Origin of the sequence: Enterococcus sp. AZ095a, assembly GCF_050546735.1 — a bacterium.
GTDB classification, from domain to species: domain Bacteria; phylum Bacillota; class Bacilli; order Lactobacillales; family Enterococcaceae; genus Enterococcus_D; species Enterococcus_D entomosocium.
Map to the genome: position 1 here is coordinate 2505115 of NZ_CP172953.1, position 16362 is coordinate 2521476.

Here is a 16362-nt window from a genome sequence, read left to right on the forward strand (position 1 = left end):
CTTCGTCATGCCTCTTCCTTACAGTGCGCCTTTTTCCGTTAATACTGGGATGATTTTTTCTTCGATTTCTGGTTTTGAAACGATGTTGCGTAAATAAATGATTGCGGTTGTCGGGTCCAAAGCAAACTTTTCAAATTGCGTCCGAAAATTCTCTGCCGTAATGATGATGTCTGGTTTCATTGATACTGCTGATGAGATATCGACATGATCCAATTTCGCCTCCACTCCTAATTTCGTTAAGACATCTTCTGTTGACATCTGAGCCGCAAAACTGCTGCCAAGACCTGCACCGCATACGAATAAGATCGATAATTTGTTCATGATTTTTTCCCCTTTTCTTATTTTTTATGAAAATAGCAATGATTGAAACGCTTCAATCGTAGAGCAAGCCAGCAACTGCGTGACTTTTTCTTCGTCATTGATAAGTTCGATCAATTCCTTCATGATGGCAAGATGAGAGTAGGAGTCCACCGCAGCCAAGCAAAAAATGATTTTGACAGGGTCCATTTCTGGGTTCCCAAATGCTACTGGCGGCGCCAAGGTGAGGACACTCACACCCAACTGCTGGGCGCCATCTTCTGGTCGGGCATGCGCCAGCGCCAAATGTTTACCAATGACGATATAAGGACCGTATTCCTTCACCGCAGCAACCATTGCCTCGATATAGCGTTTTTCGATGATCTGTTCTTTTACTAGCGGCTGCGCCGAGCGTTCAATGGCTTCTTCCCAATTTTGAACAGGAACATTTAATTGAATATGACTAGCGGATAATACATCTTTTAACATTGGCTGAATCTCCCTTGCATTAATGGCTAATTGATTTTGTTCAAACAAGTGTGTCAATTTGCGATAGGCGGCAGCATCGACCGTCCCACCGCTTTCTTCAATGACTGTAAGCAATTGATTGAAGAACAGCGTGGCATTTTTTTGGTCAAAGGCGATCCGCTTGAATTGTTCATTGTTTTTTAAGAAACGGCGGATCACTTGGTGATTTTCTTCATTGATGATCGGTGGGATCAGTAATACCGGCTTTTCTCGATAATCGATCTCATAGGTTGAAAAAACCAGATCCACATCGAATTTCGTGATCAAATTGACTTCTTGTGAATTCAAGACTGCCGCAACTTCTACTTCTGGAAACTTCTCCTTGAGGCTGGCTGCCAGCAGATTGCCGGTTGCCATTCCATGGTTACAGACGACGACCGCCTTATAGATCGTAATAATCTCGTGGTTCAATGAACTTAGGGCTGTAGAAAAATGAATCACGAGAAATGTCAGTTCATCTTCTGATAGTGGTTGACCGACGATCTCTTCGATCGTGGGGGCGAATCCCTTGACGGCTTGGTAGATTTGTCCATAATTTTTGCGAACGGTCTCTTTGATCGGATTGGGTACTTGAATGCCGCTCTTGGCTCGAACGATCAGCGCGGCCATATGTTTATACAATCCCTCTAACAACTCTTCTTCCTTTTTACTAAAAGGGATCTTGGTTTGGCATTCCACAAATTGGATCAGCTGCAGCGACAAGAGTTGCGCATGCGCCCATTCGATGGAATTGGACAAATCTTTAAAATTCAGTGATTCGATGATGAAAGAAAGATAGTTGACTTCGATTTCTGGTGGCTCGATCGAAAAGGTTTCAGCGATCGCCTGGATATAGGCTGACCATTGGAGCGGATTGCTGGAAGTAGACCAGTTCATGCGAGTGATAAATTCCTTCATTCTGATGCGCATCAGCCAAATGGCGGTAAATAATAAGATTTGGCTGCTGTACAACTCATTTTGATTTGGCGGCAACACTGCTTGCATCACTTGTTGGATCTGCTTGATTTCTTTTTGCGGCAAATAGCGATAAAGCAATTTTGTAAAGACTAAATCTGGGGTCTGTTTATCAAGTGGCAGCCTACCGATCCGCTGATTGATGATGTCAAAAATCATCGTCCGAATCGCTCGTTCCGATCCATTCAACCGCAGTCCTTTTTTTCCTAGACTAATGATCTCAATGCCATATTTATTGATGTCCGCCCGCAAACGGCGCATGTCTTCATCCATGCTGCTTTTCGATATCTGGTACGCTTCTTCTTTTTTATTCAACACCAGGATCTCTTTTGAAAATGTCAGATGCAGTAGCAGATCAAAACTCCGCTCTCCACGGGTCATATATTCCGACTGTTGTGCCTGTAATGCCTGCCAAACGATGGCTTGCTGCTTTGAGGGCATTTTCAAAAGGATGCCCTTTCCTCGAAGGGTTTGGACCGGTCCGATGTGTAAGTCAGCGAGAAACGTGTTGATCTCATTCAAATCATTGCGGATCGTCCGCCCACTCGCTGCGGTCTCTTCTGCCAGTTGCTCGATGGATAGTGGATAATCAGTCACCAACAGGCGATGCAAAACATCTACGATTCGTTTTTTCACAACTTTCTCTCCTTCTCTGATTTGAGTATATGATTTCGCTTACAACAAAAAAAGTAGATGTTTCTGCCACTTTAGTTTGCAAAAATGTAAACGCTTCTATTTCAAAATAGGAATCTTTGCTCGATTATTTCATATTTCCCTTATTTTTCCTATCCGATGGAGATAACGTTTAGATAGAGGATCAAAGGCAAAAAAAGCAAGAGCTGCTGCTCTTGCTTATCGATGATGGTGCATTCTATTGTGTTTGATCCGTCGTGTCTTCTGGTTTGTTTTCCAGTGCTTGCTCCATTTGCTTTACTGCCCAATCCATTAGAAAGATCAACAGCATTGCCAGCACGCTGCCGATCAATGCCCCTGAAAAACGCAATGGGATCAATTTCAGCGGCGTAAAACTAGTACCGATGGTCATTAACAGCAGGACTTGCGGATTGGTGAAAAAATTAGCAACGGTATAATTGACTGGCATAAAAAACTCCGTCAATATGTTTAGAATGATCAATACCACTGCGATCGCTTCAAGGGGCATATGCAAGGACATCAGTAAGAAACCTAGCAGCAGCCCCACGATTCCTCCCAGTACCCTACCAATCGTGCGATTTTTGATTTTTTCCATATGTTCTCCTGCCAAGACGGCAGCAGCAGAAATCAAGATCCAATAGCCGTTGCTGTCTCGCAGCAGGTAGGCAATGTAGGTCGCAATAAACAATATCAAAGAAAAGTGCAGCGCCTTGATGACCATTTCTGGTTGCTGAGATAATGCTAGCGAATATTTCTCGTGCAAGCTCAGTTGTTGAAAGGCCGTTTTTTCTTCTTTCAACGGCAGCTGTTCAGCCAACGAAATCACCAGTCCAGCAAGCAGCGAGCCTGCGATACCATAAAGCAAATAGGAACTGTGGTGCAAGATCTCTCCAAGATGCGCTGCGTGAAAATTAAAGCCGGTGGCATAAAGCATCAACACGAAGAAATAATCGGGCTTGGGGATCCGCATCACTTTTGACAACAAAAACGCAGAAAACGATAACGCACCGATGATAAAAGGCGCGCTCCAAGGAATCAGTGCTGTCCCAGCGCCTAAAATAAATGCCAGCAGCAGCGCAGCGCCGTGGGTCAAAATGGCGCGCAGATTATAAAAAAGGGACCGATGTTGAAAAGCCAAGTAGGAAAAAGCCCCCATCGCCCCCACAGAACTTATCAAAGGGTCCTGAACGAGGATCCCTATAAACAAAGGAACCGCCATCGCAAACCCTGATCCTAACGGACGCAAGACTTTTCGTTTGTCTTTCATGCAATTCCTCCTATCAAAAAATATGTACGATGATACAGCCGTTTTATAAGCAACGTCCTAAACTAGTATACGAAGCAAAAGATGAATATGCAAATTTTTTTCAGAAACTTTGTGAAATCCTCGCAATGATGTCCTTGATCAACTCAATCGCTCACACTAAACAGCCCTTACCAATAAAAAAAGAGAAGCATTCGCTTGGCAATAGACTACAAGCGAATCTCTCTACTTTTCGGCAAAATATTCTTCAATGAAGTGCTGGTGATTGTATCAACTATTAGTATTTCGCAGCATTCACCCGTTTGAATAACACTTGATGCACTCAATCAGCTAGTAACTCACCCTAGTGACCACAATGGACAGACTCTTGATACACCAACACGAGTCATTGCCTTTGCTACTGGTGTCTGGCGCGAATATGTCTCTCAATAGATAATTGAAACACTAAAGCACCGAAAACGGCGTCTTCGGTGCTGACCAATTTCCTTTTGTTTACTGCAAACGCCATTGAATAATTGGTTTGACAACAAGGATTGCTCTTTAATCCTGTAAAATCGCCGTTTTCAAGCACTTCGATTAATCATAAAAAAGCTGACAGGGAAGACTGCTTTTCACCCAACTGGCAAGATTCATCGGTTGCTTCTCTGCTTTAATTTTTCTTGGAAAAATCACCTTTTGCGATGGCTTTGTCCGTACAATAGTGGCCTTTGCCATGGTTCTGACGGACTTCTGCCAATTTTTCTTGGATCATCTCGAGGATCACCATGAGGTTGTCTTCATTGGCAACAAAGTCCAATTGATCCCCATCAATTTGCATTTTCGGACAAACGTCAAAGTTTTCATACCATTCATCGTATCGCTGATTCAATTCTTTGTAATAGTCGTACAATGTCGGATCATTGGCAATTTGTTCATAGGAACGACCACGTTTATTGATCCGTTCGATCATCGTATTCAAGGAAACCTTGATATGAACCATTAAATCTGGATGTTTCAACGGCGCCGATTCTTCCAATTCCCGCAGCATCGTATTCAACAGGTTATCGTATTGTTCGACCTCCATCGGTGCGATTCGACCTAGATCCGCATTTAGATGAAACATCAAACTGTCCTCATAGATGGAGCGATCAATGACATTGTCATCATTCGACAAAGCTTCTCGCATCCCTAAAAAACTTTTGTTTAAGAAAAAAATCTGCAATAAAAAGGCGTATCGTTCTGGATTGGAATAAAACAATGGCAGAACATCGTTGTCCTCCACGTTTTCATAAAAAGGCTTCGACGCCATTTCCTTCGATAAAAAATCAGTCAAACTGCTTTTTCCTGCCCCGATCGTACCTGCGATTAATAACACATTCATCCATCCTTTATTAAATATAGTCACCTACAAATGCTCGGTGCGCCATCTCTTCAAAATCATACGCTCTTAGTGCCGTCAAATCAGTCAAATACGCTTGTACCGACTCCGTCAGCATCAGATTGACCGCCGCGGCTTTTTCCTGAAAAGCGATCACTGGTTTATTTAGTACGTGTGCTGCGCCGATTTCAAAGGCTGTTCCCGGATCAGTGATTCCTTCATGGTAATCCAAAACGGCAACGACGACGTCGGCTCGTGTCAATTCCAGCACGTCTTTTTCAAAAATTTCTCTCGCCCATTCCGGTGTATTGGGTTCAGATGAACCTTCTTGATACAGGCGCGGCGAATAGACCGCCAAAGGCTGTGGGTTTTCAGCTAAACTGCGTTCTACCTGTTTGAGTCGTGCGACTTGTTCGTTTGAAAAAAACGGTCCCGCTAAATAGACATGCTTCATCCTGCCAAGCACTCCTTTCCTGACCCCTTCGCCGCCAATCGTTGGATCAACGACTCAACGTCAGATAGGAAAAAGAGCGTTTCCGGCAGTTCAGCCCAAGCAAAGCTGGAAGCTTCAAACATTTTTAGCAGTGGCTTCAGTCCATCCTTCAAGCCTTCGTTCATCAACACACCGATTGGCTTGACTGGCAATTTCCCAAGAGTCATAAAAGAGCATATTGATGACAACTCCTCTAGTGTACCAAATCCACCAGGTAATACAAGGTAGGCATCGCTCATTTCCAGCAATTGTTGTGTTTGCTCCTCCCTCGTATCCGTATAGAACTCGGTGTATGTGCTTGATCCAGTGACGATTGGCGGCAAATCTTCTGCAAAGGAACCTGATGGATAGATCCCCGTCACTGCGCCTTCTTTTTCAAAGACCCCATTAACGATCTCCCTCATCAAGCCAGCCAAAGGGCCACAATAAACTAACGCGATGTGATTTTTTGCTAAGGCATTGCCGATGGCACGAGCGGTCTTTGCCAACTTTTCCTCATTTTCTAAACGGGTACCGCAAAATACAGTTACTCTCAAAAACAACAGCTCCTTCTTCACTACACCTGCTATTTTACACAATCTATTAAAAAAGTAAATACTACATATTGTGCTTTATTCAGATAAAAATCGATCTATTCACTATATATTGTATATATCCGTTTACATCTTTTCGCTTTCCCTTAAACGTTACAAACTTTGAAAATAGCAGATAAGAAAAAACAGAATCAGCTGCCATCGATTGCCTCAGTCCTCTTTCATCCCACATAAAAAAACACGATGCAGGTAGGCTCGTGTTTTTTTATCCATCACTTTTTTTCTCTTGTCCAAGCAAAATTTAGCAAAAATCTGTATAAAAAAATTATTTTTCGTCGGTGGCTGCTTTCAGCTTTTTCAAATCCTCTTGCTCGACAAAAAAGGTCACTTCTCCTGTTTCTAAATCGACGGATACTTTGACTTCAACCCCTCGTGGGAAAAACTTGCTGGCATCAGTCTCGATTTTCAAACGCATCGTTCCGTCTTTCAATCCAGCACCATAGGTCATCGTACGAAAGTTCTTTTTCATTCCTGCTCGCTCCTTTTTTAATAGCTCATCGACACTGCACCCATAAAGGGTACTCAGTTTCAATAAATTCAAACTGTCTGGTACCGTCTTGCCGGTTTCCCAATTTGAGATCGATGTGCGGGTCACTAAAATTTTTGTTGCTACTTCTTCTTGGCTCATTTGCTGTGTGACTCGATGGTTCTTTAGTGCTTCCCCAATCGTCATCTTGTCCTCCTTCTTCTACCTTAACGCAGACCTGCTGTGGTTTCTGCTCAAATCCATTGATATTACGGCATTGTCAAACAGTTTTGACAGGATTTTCTTAAACGAACTCTCCGTGATAGCGGTTTTCTTTCTATCATAGATGAAAAAAGAACAAATGACTAGAAAATGATTTTTTTATTTCGACTATATTACGACAAAAAAAGTAGCACGAATAAATCGTACTACTTGAGAAAACATGACCTGTTGTTAACGGTGGATCGTCACTTCTTTTTTGACTTCCACGGTGATGCGGCCATTTTTGATGACCACTAAACGTTCAGGAATATCGATCAGCACATCGGCTTTTCTCTGGGTATCTAAAAGAATCAAATCTGCGCGGTTGCCAACAGCGATCCCATAGTCTTTGATATTTAATGCTTTGGCGGTATTGGTCGTAATCATTGGCAAGACTGTCGGCAGGTCATCGGCGCCGCCTAAATGCGCCACTGGCACAGCCAACATAGCGATTTGAATCAAATCACCGTTGCCATATGGCGTAAAGGCGTTACGAATATTGTTGCTGCCTAAGCAAATATTCACACCGGCATCACGTAATTTGCGAATCGGCGTCACGGCACGACGAACGTTGTAGGCATCGTTTCTAGCACCTAAGTGTAAGTCGGTCGCAGGCAACGGCATCACATTGATTTGGGCTTTGACCATCAAATCGATAACTTCTGCCAGCTGATCCGGTTCCATGGCGTGCAGCGCAGTCAAGTGTCCTACAGATACCCGACCTTGGTAGCCTTCTGCGATGGTTTTTTCACACAGGTAGACGATCGATGTATCGTCTGCTTCGTCAGCAAAATCCTGATGCAAGTCAATGTCTTTGTCAAATTGTTTGGCGATCTCAAAGATCAAGTCGATGTGTTCATTGGCTGGCGCATCATTGTAAGGAATGCCGCCAACGACATCGGCGCCTTTCTCCATCGCTTCAATCATCATTTTATCCGTTCCGGGTGCTTTAAAAATTCCTTCTTGCGGAAAGGCAACAACCTGAATGTCGATCAGGTCTCGGTATTCTTCTTTTAAGCGCATGATGGTGTCAAACCCAGTGAAGCCTTGCGCCGGATCAAATTCGGCATGGGTGCGAACAGCAGTGGTGCCATGTATGATCAGCATTTCTAATGCACGTTTCGCTCGATCATAAATATCTTCTTCGGTAAAAGTCGGTTTGAGCTTTGCCGTAACTTGGATCGCTTCTTGTAATGTACCTGAATTATTAGGTTCACGATCGGCAATCAAGGCTTTGTCTAAGTGGATATGACTTTCGATCAATCCAGGGATCACCACTTTGCCTTTCGCCTCAATCGTTTTTGCTGCTGATTCTTCAATGTTGGGTGCAACTGCGGTAATTTTTCCTTTTGAAATTGCAATGTCTACTAATTCTGCATCGTCTTCAAGACGTGCTTGTTTGATCAATATATCCATGTTTTCCTCCTATCCATCAGCCAAACACTAAGCCGATGACTAATAATAATACGGCTGCTAAACTCAACCACTTCACGTTTCCTTTGACTACATCCAGAATCGGAATTTGGAAACCAGAAGATAAAGCTTGCATCGTAATGTTGACGAAACTCATTTGACTGCCGAGTCCAACCCCCATCGTTACAAAACCAAGAGCTAACACTGGGAAGCCTAATGAAACGGCAACTGGTAACACTAATGTTAATACGGAGCCGACATAGGCACCTGCGGGAATCCCAATCAAGACACCCGTCAAGATCGCCACGGGAACGACGATCGCTGCGGGGGCATTTTGTGCCGCACCGGCAATAACAGCAAACGTCCCAGTTTCAGCGATCACGTTGATGAAGGCTAAAAAGATCCCCACTTGGAACAAGCGGGTCAAAATATACGTGGATCCGTCCACCATCGCTTCCACCGATTGATTCATCGAAAAGTCGGTACAAACAAAAATCAACGCCAACGTGACCACCATATAAACTAGCGGCGTAAAGAGGACAAAGCCGATCAGGTCATTGATCAACGGACCAAAGATGACCGCAAAAAGCAAGAAGATCGCAGGCAGTGTCGTTTTGAACAACTCGCCATTGCTTTTGTTCTCATACTCTTGATTGGCTGATTCTTTGAAGCCTAGATGACGACGCTTAGTCCCGAAGAATGCCAATAAAATCGCCAAACCAACGAATAACAACCAAAATGGGCGCATTTGATCGACATAAGAAGCGACACTAAAGCCGCCCAGTTCAGACACGATACTAGATTCCAAAGAGGCAGGAGAGGTCGTAAAGGAGACAGCTGCCGCTAACGACATCGCTGCGATCAATTCGGGTACCACCCCAACTGCCGCAAATGCTAATGGTGCGATCACCATCGCACTCCCGCCGCCGATCCCAGACATATAAGTCGCTGCTGCCAATAAGATGACAATAAAACCAGCCACATATTCCACTTTTCCTTTGGTCCCTCTTTTGGCTAAGGTTAAGGCTGCCGTATAACTACCGGCTTTGAAGACCGCCATCGCTACAGCGGAATTGATGATTGGCACCGTAATACTTAACATCGTCGGAATAGCTTCCAACAGTTGCGAATTGGCTTCAGCTAAACTGATCCCGCCAATAATCATCGCCAATATCCCAGCAATCAAGCCAGCAATGATCATATCTACTTTTTTAAAGAGTAAAACCAGTACTAACACTAACGGAATCAGTACTAAAAATGCTTTGACTCCAGTTGGTGCAACGATCTCATTGATCGCTTCTGCCGCAAACACTGTTCTTTCTGAAAAGATAAAAAGAATGAGAGCCATAAACAGTGAGACGAACGTTCCCTTTTTTTTCATCACATTTCTCCTAACTTATATGAATCTTCATATAATAAATGTTGTGTTGCTATGGGGTGTTGCTGATTGATTTTTCCGCTGATTTTTCTCTGGTGTTTCCCACCTTCTTTCCTCGAAGAAAGGAACCAAGCAAAAGGAACCTGCTTTTTCGACCTTTTTCGCCACTTTTTCTTTCTCTATTATAATTCTTGTTGTTAACGCTTTCTTTGGACATTATTCTAAAATAAATCTTCGTTTTTTATCCAATTGGCTAAACGCGCAGAAAAAAGCGCGGCCTGTGGAGAAAAGAGCCTTCATTTGATCCTCTGGCCTTTTCTCGGAGCCCCGCTTTTTTGATGTATCTTCTGACTATGATCGTTTTTCCCCTCGGTTTGTCCAGCGTTTCAGTTTATAAAAAAGCATCAGTTGCTTGCGCGCTCGCTTGATCCGCTGGTAGCGCTTGGGCTGCTTCTTGTAAAATGCTTGATGGTAGTTTTCCGCTGGCCAAAAGGGTGCAGCCATGCGGATCTCGGTCACGATGGGTTGCTGATAATAACCAGATTGTGCTAGTTCCTTTTTGGCTCGTTGCGCAAGCACTTCTTGCTCAGCAGTCGTATAGAAAATGATTGGACGATAAAAATTGCCGCGATCTTGAAATTGTCCGAAAGCATCTGTCGGGTCTGTCACTTGCCAATACAACTGTAACAAGTCCTGATAGGTGATGATTTTGGGATCAAAAATGATCTCTACTGCTTCGACATGCCCTGTTGTTCCACTTAGTACTTGATCATACGTCGGATTCGGGACTGTTCCCCCAGTATACCCCGACAAAACGGAAAGAATGCCCGGCTGGTCTTCAAAAGGCTCTACCATACACCAAAAGCAGCCGCCAGCAAAAATAGCCACTTCTTGTGCTTTTCCACCTGTTTCGGTCGGCTCCACGGAAACTTCTGCTGGTTGGGCTTTGCTTGTTTCTTCATTCATTGCCTTTTTCGGTGCTGGCTGGCTGATTGTTTGATAAAACTCGGCGACATTCGGGGTCAGATTGTTTCTCAGTGCCAAAGGACGCAACGACGCTTCTAGTTTTTCCAAAACCCGCCTGGTCTGTTGGTCTTCAAGACTATTTGACGATTCCTTTTCGTGTTTGCCTGCTTTTTGTTTGGTCGCCAGCTGGGTTTCCAAGGTATTTTTCGCTTGCACCAGTTGTTCTCGTTCCCACTGTCTCGTGCCAGGATGCAAGATCAAATTATAGATTTCTGACAGCCACGCCATCGTTGTTTGCTTCATCACCATTGCCCCTTTGCCTCATGAACGAGCCGCTTTTACTCCTTGTTTGGTTGCACTGTACCATAGTTTCGCCGATTCGCCCAATTTGATGCCCAAAAAACGTTCGAGAGAAATCCTCGAACGTTTTTGGCTTTTGTATGGGTTAGTTCTTATTCATCCTCTGAGGGATCAGCTCAGTATCATTGGTGGGTACGCAATTGGGCATTCATTTTTTTTTAGAAACATTGAAGCGGAATGAGATAGGATTGCCAATTTCAAAGAGTGATCAAGAACCACTCAATGCAAATGAACCTTTGCCTTTGTTGGTAAATACGCAATTTTTCTACAATCCGTTTAAATAGTCATCGGTTTTCATCACCGTAGAGAAGGTTTCCAACGCCGATAAAAACGCTCGTTGAACAGCTTCCGCAGGAATTTCGTGTGCTTCAAATGTTAATGCTTTCGTTGCCGTGGCATCAGAAATCAGTATGGGCTGATAACCGAGTTCTTTACTAGCTCTTGTGGTTGAATCGATGCACATATGCGTCATCATCCCAGTGATGATAACTTGTTGAACACCTAAAGAGTCTAACGTCTCTTTTAAATTTGTTTCAATGAAGGAGTTAGGAAAGTGCTTTTCGATAATAATAGAAGAATGCGTTGTTTTTAACTGTTCATGCAGCAGTACACCTTCGGTCCCTCGTTCAAAAAAATCAGCTGCTTCTTGATCGTTGATGTGTTGGATATAGATGATCGGGAGTTGCTTTTCGATAAAAGACGCTTCTAGTTTATTTATGTTTGCAAGCGCCTGTTCAGGGGAATGAAGGGCCATTCTTCCTTCTTTAAAATAATCATTTTGGACATCAATAATTACTAAAGCTTTTTTCATAGAATCACCATTTCTTTTCTTATTTGTTATAATCCAGTATAAATACATATGAACCTACAACAAAGTGTCTCTTGAAAAAGATAAAGTCAATTTACTTTCATTATGAAAGGAGGAACCCTTATGGACATCATCGATGAACAAATCCTAGCTATCCTGAAACACAACAGCAAATTATCGAACAAAGAAATCGGCGAAATGGTCCACCTGACGGGACAAGCCGTGGGCAATCGGATCTTGAAATTGCAAGATGAGAGAATCATTCAGCGATTTAGTATTGTAGTAAACTATCCAAGTACGCAATATATCCGATTTTTTATGGATTCAAATCGCTTTACAGCTTTTGAAGCCTTCGTGAATCAATACAAAGAAATTGAGGTCTTTCATAAAGTTTCGGGTCAAGCTTGTTATCTCTTGGTCAGTCATTTTACAGATGTAACCTTCCCTTTATTTATAGAGAGTCTCTCAAAATGGGGCAGGTATAGTGTAGAAACCTTTGTGGCTGACAAACTCAATCATGGGGATGTTTGATGTTAGCGGCTGTGGGCTAGTCCTCCATTCATTAGATTCCTTGATAAATTTATCGAAGACTCAATCGTCGAAATTTTGGCAATGATGCCTAGCAGCAGCGTGCCGAATTCAAACATCGCCAAGCATAAAGTATTAAGACTGCTAGTGCAAACACAAAAGCGCCCCCATTGCCTTGTTTATAAAAGTATCGTTCAGGATCACGGGAATAGAGCTAGTATCTTAAAGATTGCAATGGAGTATAATGTTACGAGACAAAGCGTTTATAGAATAAAAGAAAACAGCATGGTCAACATCGATTAGATGATCATGCTGTTTTTATCTACTTACTTTTTGAAATACTGTTCTAACTTTTATCAATAACTCATCAACCAAGTGCTCATGCGCTTTTTCCAAAAAAACACATGCTCTGGCTTCATAATCAATTGTCGTTAATTGATCCAACAATACTTTTCCTGTTGTCTTCATTCCATAATCTGGATTAATACTTACATATAACGGATAATTTCTACTTGTACTAGAAATTGGAGCAACGGTGGCAACGTTACTATAATTTGCAATCATGTCATGACTTAAAACAATATAGGGTCTTTTTCCCGTTTGTTCATGTCCAGAACGAGGAGCTGTATCCAATAACAAAATATCCCCTTGTCTAGGTTTTCTTACCATTTTTCATTCCCTACTGCTTCACCTAAATGTTGAATTACCACATGATTTTTCTCAGCAGAGTAATTTTCAAATAACTCTTCAATCGTTAACTCGTTTTCTAAATTTGCTGCTTCGATGATTAGCCGTTTATGTCCGTTTACTTCTTCTTGTATTATCTTCACTTTGTCATCAGTATGAATGCCAAGATACTCCATAATGTACTTTGGCAATCTAAGACCGTTACTATTGCCCCATTTTTTTATAGGTAGCATTTCCATGCGCGACACCTCTTTCTGTATATACATAGTATAACATATATCGCGACAGAGTATATACATAATTATCCTTTTTGGTCGATTCACCTATATTCATTTAAAAAGAATTGTTCTTACAAGTTTACACTGCTGTGCTAATAAAAATTTGTAGTATACCAAAATGTCAAATTGCAGGACAATGACTGACATAAACGATTTGATTATAACCACGTTGATACGCTCTTTAGGTATTAACAATATTTGGATGCAAGTAAGTAGTAAACAACAGGGATTGCTGTCCCTCCCCTACTTATTCCTTCATGTGTTCTATATTCGATAGCATAGCTAGTTCGAAAAAATAGTTAACTTTCCCACTAATCAGGGAGCCAACAATTTCTTCAATAGGAATACCTGCAAAACCGTCACCCATGGCTTTATTAGAAAATACTGGGTCGTTTACTTTATCCGAATTTATCACTTACATGTACACCTAATTTAAATTTTTCTCTATTTAAAAAAAAGAGAAAACAATAACTCCCACTATAGACTATTTTTTTCACGGTAATACCTCAAGTGGGGGTTACCATCCATATTTCGGAAAATAGAAGTAGAGGTAATTAAATTTCAAATTTATTAGGTTTTCTTTATCTATTCGAGTGGATATCACGGGTAGTTTTTTATTTTCCCTGTGATATAATAACCTTGCGAAACGATAGAAAGTTTATAGCACTACAGCACAAAGGCGCTCCCTAACCGCGACGAAAGGGAGCGCCTTGTTTATGCTAGTTGCGACTGCTAGCATGTGAGTTGGATAGCAACTTGCTTAGTTATCGTCTTTGTCTTTCTCATCCAACCAGTGAGAAAATAGTTCGATGACTATACCAACAACAATTGGTGCGACAACCAACGATAGATAAATCATATACACTATACCCTCCACAGGGGGAGTAGAAAGTATTCATGTTACGGAAATTACACACAGTTATTTTTCAAAGACATTAAGTGATGTTCACGTTTCTTCCTTTTGCAACGTCATGATGACTGGACCTTCTTTGGTGATGGCGATCGAATGTTCATATTGGGCACAATAGCTCCCGTCAATCGTGCGTGCTGTCCAGCCGTTTGGGTCCATCTTCATGCGCCAAGTGCCGGTCGTGATCATCGGTTCGATGGTGATCGTCATGCCCTCTTTCAAACGAATTCCTTTGCCAGGTAACCCGAAATGAGGAAAGAATGGTTCTTCATGAATGGTTGGGCCAATGCCGTGAGCAATAAAGTCCCGCACGACACCATACCCTTTTTCTTCAGCGAAGCTTTGGATCGCATAACCAATATCGCCGACTCGGTTGCCAACCTGTGCTTGCTCGATGCCTCTCATCAAGGCTTCTTTCGTGACTTCCATCAGTGCTTGATGTTCTGGCGAAATCTCTCCTACAGCATATGTCCAACAGCTGTCAGAGATTGCTCCTTTGTAATCGACACAAAAATCGACTTTGACGACATCGCCTGATTTTAAAACATATTCTGAAGGGAAACCATGACAAATCTCTTCATTGACACTGATACACGTCGCAAATTCATACCCTTCAAACCCGATTTGCGCGGCTGTTGCCCCTGCAGCTTCTATCTGTTGATGGACAAAGGCGTTGATTTGGTTCGTGGTGATACCGGGAACGATTTTTTCCCGTAGCTGCTCGTGAATACTTGCCAAGATACGACCAGAAGTTTTCATTTGTTCGATCTCTCGTGGGGATTTTAATGTGATCAATAGATGATCTCCTTTCCTTAAATAGCCATTACCATGTTTCTTTTAATAATACACCTCATCTAGAAATAAGCCATGAGAAGGCACTGTTTCACCAGCTGCTTGTCGTACTTTATCGGCTAACACTTGATCGATCACTTCTGGCGGTAGCGTGCCATCGCCAATGGCAATCAGTGTGCCTGTCAAGATTCGGACCATTTTATGCAAAAAGCCGTTGCCTTTGAAGGTAAACCGCAATAGGTCGCCTTCTGGTGTGATAGTGATTTCATCGATTGTGCGCACCGTTGATTTTTTTGATTTTTTCAACGCAGAAAAGCCAATAAAATCATGGGTGCCGATCAACTTCTCAGCCGCTTGCTGCATTTTTTCCAAATCAAGGGGCTGCGGGCAATGAAAACTGGTATTGCGAGCAAAGACCGATGGGATCGCGTTGTTCCAAACATAATAGCTGTATTGCTTGCCTTTAGCGTGATAGCGTGCATGGAATCGTTCAGGCACTTCTTCAATCTTGTTGACAACGATGTCTTGCGGCAAATAGCGGTTAAAGAACTGCTGCATCTCTGGCAAACTCATTTGATGGGTCGTCTTGAAATTTGCCACTTGTCCTCGAGCATGCGTGCCCGCATCGGTTCTACCAGAACCCACGATCTCAATTTCTTCTCCCGTCAATAATTTGATGACCCCTTCAACTTTTTCTTGGATCGTTTTTTCAGAATCTCCTAGTCGTTGCCACCCTAAGTAGCGCTTGCCGTCGTATTCAATCGTTAGTTTGATATTTCGCATGGTTGTTGCTCCTTTTTACCGGTAGTACCGGTGGTTAATTTTTTCTATTATACTGCTTAAGATATTTACTTATGATACGGCGCTCCCGTATTGATTCGATACGCGCGATAAATCTGCTCCAATAAGATCAGTTTCATGAGTTGGTGGGGGTAGGTCATTTTGCCAAAGGAGATTTTGGCATCACTGCGAGTCATGACTTCTTGGCTTAAGCCTAGGGAGCCGCCGATGACGAAGGTCAGTTGGCTTTTTCCTTGGATGCCGAGTTGATCGATTTGTTTGGCGAAGGCTTCGCTGGTGGGATTGGTGCCTTCGATTGCTAAGGCAAAGACATATTCGGTGTCTTTGATTTTGGCTAAAATGCGCTGGCCTTCTTTTTCTTTGATTTGCAGCATTTGGGCTTCACTCAAGGTTTCTGGCGCTTTTTCATCTGGTACTTCGACAAACTCAAGCTTTGCGTATGCCCCCAATCGTTTGGCGTACTCGTTGATTCCTTGAACGAGGTACTTTTCTTTTAGTTTTCCTACTGTGACGATTTTGATTTTCATAGGTTCCTCCTCGTTATCCCCTTATTTTATGAAAATGTGGACAATGC

At 42.6% G+C, this 16362-nt stretch carries 19 protein-coding genes and 1 pseudogene; 2 read left to right on the top strand and 18 right to left on the bottom strand.

The genetic code is table 11. The features are described 5' to 3' along the window. Window positions 1-18: 18 nt before the first annotated feature. From IGJ26_RS11530 to IGJ26_RS11580, 11 genes are all read right to left on the bottom strand, one after another. Window positions 19-321, bottom strand: coding sequence for a PTS sugar transporter subunit IIB (locus tag IGJ26_RS11530; protein WP_015509266.1), 303 nt, complete (start codon window positions 319-321; stop codon window positions 19-21). 24 nt (window positions 322-345) lie between these two features. Continuing rightward, complete coding sequence (locus IGJ26_RS11535) at window positions 346-2415, bottom strand: BglG family transcription antiterminator (protein ID WP_016621398.1); 2070 nt, start codon at window positions 2413-2415, stop codon at window positions 346-348. 235 nt (window positions 2416-2650) lie between these two features. Further along, entirely contained in the window at window positions 2651-3700 is a 1050-nt protein-coding gene (locus tag IGJ26_RS11540; RefSeq protein WP_016621399.1) for an FUSC family protein, read from the bottom strand. A gap of 646 nt (window positions 3701-4346) precedes the next feature. After that, complete coding sequence (locus tag IGJ26_RS11545; RefSeq protein WP_194199683.1) at window positions 4347-5051, bottom strand: deoxynucleoside kinase; 705 nt, start codon at window positions 5049-5051, stop codon at window positions 4347-4349. A gap of 16 nt (window positions 5052-5067) precedes the next feature. Then, window positions 5068-5508, bottom strand: a complete 441-nt coding sequence (locus IGJ26_RS11550) for a nucleoside 2-deoxyribosyltransferase (protein ID WP_016621407.1) — start codon at window positions 5506-5508, stop codon at window positions 5068-5070. Then, window positions 5505-6083 carry an LOG family protein gene (locus tag IGJ26_RS11555; RefSeq protein WP_194199684.1) on the bottom strand — a complete coding sequence of 193 codons (579 nt, stop codon included), beginning with the start codon at window positions 6081-6083 and terminating at the stop codon, window positions 5505-5507. The genes IGJ26_RS11550 and IGJ26_RS11555 overlap by 4 nt, the downstream gene beginning before the upstream one ends. A 322-nt stretch (window positions 6084-6405) precedes the next feature. Beyond that, window positions 6406-6813, bottom strand: a complete 408-nt coding sequence (locus tag IGJ26_RS11560; protein WP_194199685.1) for a helix-turn-helix domain-containing protein — start codon at window positions 6811-6813, stop codon at window positions 6406-6408. 246 nt (window positions 6814-7059) lie between these two features. Then, complete coding sequence (locus IGJ26_RS11565) at window positions 7060-8283, bottom strand: amidohydrolase family protein (RefSeq protein WP_194199686.1); 1224 nt, start codon at window positions 8281-8283, stop codon at window positions 7060-7062. Between the two features lie 16 nt (window positions 8284-8299). Continuing rightward, window positions 8300-9661 carry a hypothetical protein gene (locus IGJ26_RS11570; protein ID WP_005225442.1) on the bottom strand — a complete coding sequence of 454 codons (1362 nt, stop codon included), beginning with the start codon at window positions 9659-9661 and terminating at the stop codon, window positions 8300-8302. Between the two features lie 348 nt (window positions 9662-10009). Then, window positions 10010-10933 carry a peptide-methionine (S)-S-oxide reductase MsrA gene (msrA, locus tag IGJ26_RS11575; protein ID WP_194199687.1) on the bottom strand — a complete coding sequence of 308 codons (924 nt, stop codon included), beginning with the start codon at window positions 10931-10933 and terminating at the stop codon, window positions 10010-10012. 316 nt (window positions 10934-11249) lie between these two features. Then, entirely contained in the window at window positions 11250-11795 is a 546-nt protein-coding gene (locus tag IGJ26_RS11580; RefSeq protein ID WP_042890449.1) for a cysteine hydrolase family protein, read from the bottom strand. Between the two features lie 120 nt (window positions 11796-11915). Between IGJ26_RS11580 and IGJ26_RS11585 the strand changes: the two genes are divergently transcribed. Both IGJ26_RS11585 and IGJ26_RS11590 read left to right on the top strand, forming a co-directional pair. Then, window positions 11916-12323, top strand: a complete 408-nt coding sequence (locus IGJ26_RS11585) for an Lrp/AsnC family transcriptional regulator (RefSeq protein WP_429961956.1) — start codon at window positions 11916-11918, stop codon at window positions 12321-12323. 39 nt (window positions 12324-12362) lie between these two features. Beyond that, window positions 12363-12623 (top strand): annotated as a pseudogene (locus tag IGJ26_RS11590) (hypothetical protein); the annotation flags it as partial. A 15-nt stretch (window positions 12624-12638) separates the two neighbouring features. On the opposite strand, the gene IGJ26_RS11595 reads toward IGJ26_RS11590, so the two are convergent. From IGJ26_RS11595 to rlmH, 7 genes are all read right to left on the bottom strand, one after another. Then, window positions 12639-12989 (bottom strand): type II toxin-antitoxin system PemK/MazF family toxin, encoded by a 351-nt coding sequence (locus tag IGJ26_RS11595; RefSeq protein WP_008379101.1) that lies wholly within the window; start codon window positions 12987-12989, stop codon window positions 12639-12641. Continuing rightward, on the bottom strand, window positions 12983-13273 hold the full coding sequence (locus tag IGJ26_RS11600) for an AbrB/MazE/SpoVT family DNA-binding domain-containing protein (protein ID WP_016621415.1): 291 nt from the start codon (window positions 13271-13273) through the stop codon (window positions 12983-12985). The genes IGJ26_RS11595 and IGJ26_RS11600 overlap by 7 nt, the downstream gene beginning before the upstream one ends. A gap of 259 nt (window positions 13274-13532) precedes the next feature. Beyond that, window positions 13533-13700, bottom strand: coding sequence for a PTS glucose transporter subunit IIA (locus IGJ26_RS11605; protein ID WP_194199689.1), 168 nt, complete (start codon window positions 13698-13700; stop codon window positions 13533-13535). A gap of 345 nt (window positions 13701-14045) precedes the next feature. Beyond that, window positions 14046-14144, bottom strand: coding sequence for a type I toxin-antitoxin system Fst family toxin (locus IGJ26_RS11610; RefSeq protein ID WP_074534955.1), 99 nt, complete (start codon window positions 14142-14144; stop codon window positions 14046-14048). Window positions 14145-14231: 87 nt separating this feature from the next. Next, window positions 14232-14990 (bottom strand): type I methionyl aminopeptidase, encoded by a 759-nt coding sequence (gene map, locus IGJ26_RS11615; RefSeq protein ID WP_005234612.1) that lies wholly within the window; start codon window positions 14988-14990, stop codon window positions 14232-14234. Between the two features lie 42 nt (window positions 14991-15032). Continuing rightward, window positions 15033-15770, bottom strand: coding sequence for a tRNA pseudouridine(38-40) synthase TruA (truA, locus tag IGJ26_RS11620; RefSeq protein WP_005225435.1), 738 nt, complete (start codon window positions 15768-15770; stop codon window positions 15033-15035). A 65-nt stretch (window positions 15771-15835) separates the two neighbouring features. Continuing rightward, entirely contained in the window at window positions 15836-16315 is a 480-nt protein-coding gene (rlmH, locus tag IGJ26_RS11625; RefSeq protein ID WP_008379108.1) for a 23S rRNA (pseudouridine(1915)-N(3))-methyltransferase RlmH, read from the bottom strand. Window positions 16316-16362: the final 47 nt, after the last annotated feature.

What these genes read in the sequence shown, in the direction of transcription:
- IGJ26_RS11530 (WP_015509266.1), bottom strand. Translation starts at nt 321, where the DNA reads ATGAACAAATTATCGATCTTATTCGTATGCGGTGCAGGTCTTGGCAGC.
- IGJ26_RS11540 (WP_016621399.1), bottom strand. Translation starts at nt 3,700, where the DNA reads ATGAAAGACAAACGAAAAGTCTTGCGTCCGTTAGGATCAGGGTTTGCG.
- IGJ26_RS11550 (WP_016621407.1), bottom strand. Translation starts at nt 5,508, where the DNA reads ATGAAGCATGTCTATTTAGCGGGACCGTTTTTTTCAAACGAACAAGTC.
- IGJ26_RS11560 (WP_194199685.1), bottom strand. Translation starts at nt 6,813, where the DNA reads ATGACGATTGGGGAAGCACTAAAGAACCATCGAGTCACACAGCAAATG.
- IGJ26_RS11565 (WP_194199686.1), bottom strand. Translation starts at nt 8,283, where the DNA reads ATGGATATATTGATCAAACAAGCACGTCTTGAAGACGATGCAGAATTA.
- IGJ26_RS11570 (WP_005225442.1), bottom strand. Translation starts at nt 9,661, where the DNA reads ATGAAAAAAAAGGGAACGTTCGTCTCACTGTTTATGGCTCTCATTCTT.
- msrA (WP_194199687.1), bottom strand. Translation starts at nt 10,933, where the DNA reads ATGGTGATGAAGCAAACAACGATGGCGTGGCTGTCAGAAATCTATAAT.
- IGJ26_RS11580 (WP_042890449.1), bottom strand. Translation starts at nt 11,795, where the DNA reads ATGAAAAAAGCTTTAGTAATTATTGATGTCCAAAATGATTATTTTAAA.
- IGJ26_RS11585 (WP_429961956.1), top strand. Translation starts at nt 11,916, where the DNA reads ATGGACATCATCGATGAACAAATCCTAGCTATCCTGAAACACAACAGC.
- IGJ26_RS11595 (WP_008379101.1), bottom strand. Translation starts at nt 12,989, where the DNA reads ATGGTAAGAAAACCTAGACAAGGGGATATTTTGTTATTGGATACAGCT.
- IGJ26_RS11600 (WP_016621415.1), bottom strand. Translation starts at nt 13,273, where the DNA reads ATGTATATACAGAAAGAGGTGTCGCGCATGGAAATGCTACCTATAAAA.
- IGJ26_RS11610 (WP_074534955.1), bottom strand. Translation starts at nt 14,144, where the DNA reads ATGATTTATCTATCGTTGGTTGTCGCACCAATTGTTGTTGGTATAGTC.
- truA (WP_005225435.1), bottom strand. Translation starts at nt 15,770, where the DNA reads ATGCGAAATATCAAACTAACGATTGAATACGACGGCAAGCGCTACTTA.
- rlmH (WP_008379108.1), bottom strand. Translation starts at nt 16,315, where the DNA reads ATGAAAATCAAAATCGTCACAGTAGGAAAACTAAAAGAAAAGTACCTC.